Origin of the sequence: Liquorilactobacillus vini DSM 20605 (assembly GCF_000255495.1) — a bacterium.
Taxonomy (GTDB): Bacteria; Bacillota; Bacilli; order Lactobacillales; family Lactobacillaceae; genus Liquorilactobacillus; species Liquorilactobacillus vini.
On the sequence record NZ_AHYZ01000150.1, the window covers coordinates 1 to 2,858 of the forward strand.

1 protein-coding gene and 16 tRNA genes are annotated in these 2,858 nt (G+C 43.5%); 1 reads left to right on the forward strand and 16 read right to left on the reverse strand.

Annotated features, from left to right (window positions below; translation table 11 throughout):
• The first annotated feature begins 72 nt into the window (after positions 1-72).
• Positions 73-1,107: an ISL3 family transposase gene (locus tag ON15_RS11650; protein WP_050999218.1), complete on the forward strand. Its 1,035-nt coding sequence runs from the start codon at positions 73-75 to the stop codon at positions 1,105-1,107.
• Between the two features lie 288 nt (positions 1,108-1,395).
• Here ON15_RS11650 and ON15_RS08290 read toward each other — a convergent pair.
• From ON15_RS08290 to ON15_RS08365, 16 genes are all read right to left on the reverse strand, one after another.
• A tRNA-Asp gene (locus ON15_RS08290) sits at positions 1,396-1,469 on the reverse strand.
• A 2-nt stretch (positions 1,470-1,471) separates the two neighbouring features.
• Positions 1,472-1,545: transfer RNA gene (locus ON15_RS08295), tRNA-Met, on the reverse strand.
• Positions 1,546-1,556: 11 nt separating this feature from the next.
• Positions 1,557-1,628 (reverse strand) — tRNA-Glu (locus tag ON15_RS08300).
• Between the two features lie 8 nt (positions 1,629-1,636).
• Positions 1,637-1,724: transfer RNA gene (locus ON15_RS08305), tRNA-Ser, on the reverse strand.
• 4 nt (positions 1,725-1,728) lie between these two features.
• Positions 1,729-1,799: transfer RNA gene (locus tag ON15_RS08310), tRNA-Gly, on the reverse strand.
• A gap of 10 nt (positions 1,800-1,809) precedes the next feature.
• Positions 1,810-1,882, reverse strand: a tRNA-Phe gene (locus tag ON15_RS08315).
• 17 nt (positions 1,883-1,899) lie between these two features.
• A tRNA-Asp gene (locus ON15_RS08320) sits at positions 1,900-1,973 on the reverse strand.
• A 2-nt stretch (positions 1,974-1,975) separates the two neighbouring features.
• Positions 1,976-2,049, reverse strand: a tRNA-Met gene (locus ON15_RS08325).
• Positions 2,050-2,059: 10 nt separating this feature from the next.
• A tRNA-Ser gene (locus tag ON15_RS08330) sits at positions 2,060-2,149 on the reverse strand.
• A 47-nt stretch (positions 2,150-2,196) separates the two neighbouring features.
• Positions 2,197-2,270: transfer RNA gene (locus ON15_RS08335), tRNA-Ile, on the reverse strand.
• Positions 2,271-2,287: 17 nt separating this feature from the next.
• A tRNA-Met gene (locus tag ON15_RS08340) sits at positions 2,288-2,361 on the reverse strand.
• A 34-nt stretch (positions 2,362-2,395) separates the two neighbouring features.
• A tRNA-Pro gene (locus tag ON15_RS08345) sits at positions 2,396-2,469 on the reverse strand.
• Between the two features lie 7 nt (positions 2,470-2,476).
• Positions 2,477-2,550: transfer RNA gene (locus ON15_RS08350), tRNA-Arg, on the reverse strand.
• Between the two features lie 9 nt (positions 2,551-2,559).
• Positions 2,560-2,631: transfer RNA gene (locus tag ON15_RS08355), tRNA-Gly, on the reverse strand.
• A 9-nt stretch (positions 2,632-2,640) separates the two neighbouring features.
• Positions 2,641-2,713, reverse strand: a tRNA-Thr gene (locus ON15_RS08360).
• 73 nt (positions 2,714-2,786) lie between these two features.
• Positions 2,787-2,858 (reverse strand) — tRNA-Lys (locus ON15_RS08365).

The window sequence follows — 2,858 nt, forward strand, 5'->3', positions numbered from 1 at the left end:
TCATACATTAAAGGACATGGCATCCTATGATACGATTTAAGTGACAAAACCCAATCGAAAGAAGGAAAAGCCATGTCCCAATTAGATTCTATCGCACGCTTACTCGAAATAAAAGACTCAAATATCAATTTCTTTAAAGTTGAAGATCTTAGAACTGTTAGATCTGGTGTGGTTTATCATTTCAAAGTAATCCATGCCCGTCTCAGCTACCAGCTCTTTCGTTGTCCTCACTGCGGTTTCCCATCACTGATCAAAAATGGTACAACATTGACAAAACTTCGCTTGACAACGCTCAATGGTCCCATGATTTTGTTGTACTTACGGAAACAACGTTATTTTTGTAAATCTTGCCAAACAACTTATGGAGCCAAAACTCCGATTGTTGAAAAAAATCATTCGCTTACCAGGGGACTCAAATCAGCTGTTTTTAAATTAGCGAAACAATCATTGCCGGTTACGACGATTGCCAAAATCGTTGGCATCTCTGCTAGTTCGGTTGAACGGATTTTGTATCATGATTTTCAAAGGCCTCAGCGCCTGGCAAAGCTTCCTGAACATCTTTGTTTTGACGAATTCAAATCAGTTGCCAAATTGTACTCATTCATTGCACTCAATGCTAAAAGTCACAATTTGATCTCTATTCTTGATGATCGTTTGTCTAAAAACATCTGTGCTTATTTTGAGAACCGTTACTCTCTCAACGAACGTCTAAAAGTTAAGTCAGTTGTGATTGACTTGAATGCCAACTATCAGATTTTTATCAAGCGCCTTTTCCCCAATGCCCAAATCGTTATTGATCGTTTTCATATCATCCAGCTAGTCAATCGAGCTTTTGACCAACTCAGAGTCACAACTTTAAAACAGCTGAATGATAAACATAGTCGAATTTATAAGGCTTTAAAAATTAATTGGCGTTTGTTTCATAAAGATGCAGAAAAAGTTGATGATTCTAAAACACAATATTTCCGGGGACTCAATGAATATATGACTCAACAAAATCTAATTGATTTAGGCCTCAGTGCTAGTCCAAAGCTTAAATACGCTTATGAGGTAGCCACCAAATTCAAGAAGCAATTAAAAAGCATGATGAAAAAAAGCTCTGCCTGACCTTGAACAGTTATCAAAAACAAAGCTCACCAATGGATACTTCAATTACAACTTTGAAGAAAAACTTAAAGTATGTTTCCAACAGCTGTAAATCGTCGCTTTCTAATGGCCCAATCGAAGGAGTCAATCGTAAAATTAAAGCACTTAAACGAATCTGTTACGGATTAAAAAATATGGATCATTTTTATGCCAGGATCCTTCTAATTGTAAAATAAAGAAGCCCTCTCTTCAGAGGACTTCATGGCTCCGTCAATACGATTAACAGAGATCCTAATTCATCAGTATTAACGGTCCTAGCCGGATTTGAACCGGCGATCTCCTGCGTGACAGGCAGGCGTGATAGACCCCTACACCATAGGACCAATTGCGGGAGCAGGATTTGAACCTACGACCTTCGGGTTATGAGCCCGACGAGCTACCAGACTGCTCCATCCCGCGATAATTAAAAGTGACCCGTACGGGATTTGAACCCATGTTACCGCCGTGAAAGGGCGGTGTCTTAACCACTTGACCAACGGGTCAAAAAAAACGGAGAAGGAGGGATTTGAACCCTCGCGCCGTTTTCACGACCTACACCCTTAGCAGGGGCGCCTCTTCAGCCACTTGAGTACTTCTCCAATAAGCGGGTGACGAGAATCGAACTCGCGACAACAGCTTGGAAGGCTGTGGTTTTACCACTAAACTACACCCGCATTTTAACTATGGCGCGGGACAGAATCGAACTGCCGACACATGGAGCTTCAATCCATTGCTCTACCGACTGAGCTACCGAGCCATTAAAAAACTAGGAAACGGTCCTAGCCGGATTTGAACCGGCGATCTCCTGCGTGACAGGCAGGCGTGATAGACCCCTACACCATAGGACCAATTGCGGGAGCAGGATTTGAACCTACGACCTTCGGGTTATGAGCCCGACGAGCTACCAGACTGCTCCATCCCGCGATAATAAATAAGGAGGATGAGAGATTCGAACTCTCGCGTGGTTTTACCCACCTGACGGTTTTCAAGACCGTTCCCTTCAGCCAGACTTGGGTAATCCTCCATATAAATAATAATCAATGACTTTCTACAAGGCGCCACCAAACCTTATGGACCTTGTAGGACTCGAACCTACGACCGGACGGTTATGAGCCGTCTGCTCTAACCAACTGAGCTAAAGGTCCAAGCTCCATCATGAATATCGCGGTGAAGGGGATCGAACCCCTGACCTCCCGGGTATGAACCGGACGCTCTAGCCAGCTGAGCTACGCCGCGATCTAATAAACTACATTAGTGAAAAAATCACTTATCGGGAAAACAGGATTCGAACCTGCGACCCCCTGGTCCCAAACCAGGTGCTCTACCAAGCTGAGCTATTTCCCGTTAATTATGCACCCAGTAGGAGTCGAACCTACAACCTTCTGATTCGTAGTCAGACACTCTATCCAATTGCGCTATGGGTGCATATTACTAAGCGGAAGACGGGATTCGAACCCGCGACCCCCACCATGGCAAGGTGATGTTCTACCACTGAACTACTTCCGCATAAGCAAATGCCGACTAGACGATTCGAACGCCCGACCCTCTGATTACAAATCAGATGCTCTACCAACTGAGCTAAGTCGGCAGAAGTTAATTAACACAACGACTTAATTATAATAACAAATTAATGCTACAATGTCAATACCCTTTTGTAACAATGAGTCGTGACAGGCTCGAACTGTCGACCCTCTGATTAAAAGTCAGATGCTCTACCAACTGAGCTAACGACT

Coding starts and splice junctions, on each gene's coding strand:
- ON15_RS11650 (WP_050999218.1), top strand. CDS start 73: ATGTCCCAATTAGATTCTATCGCACGCTTACTCGAAATAAAAGACTCA.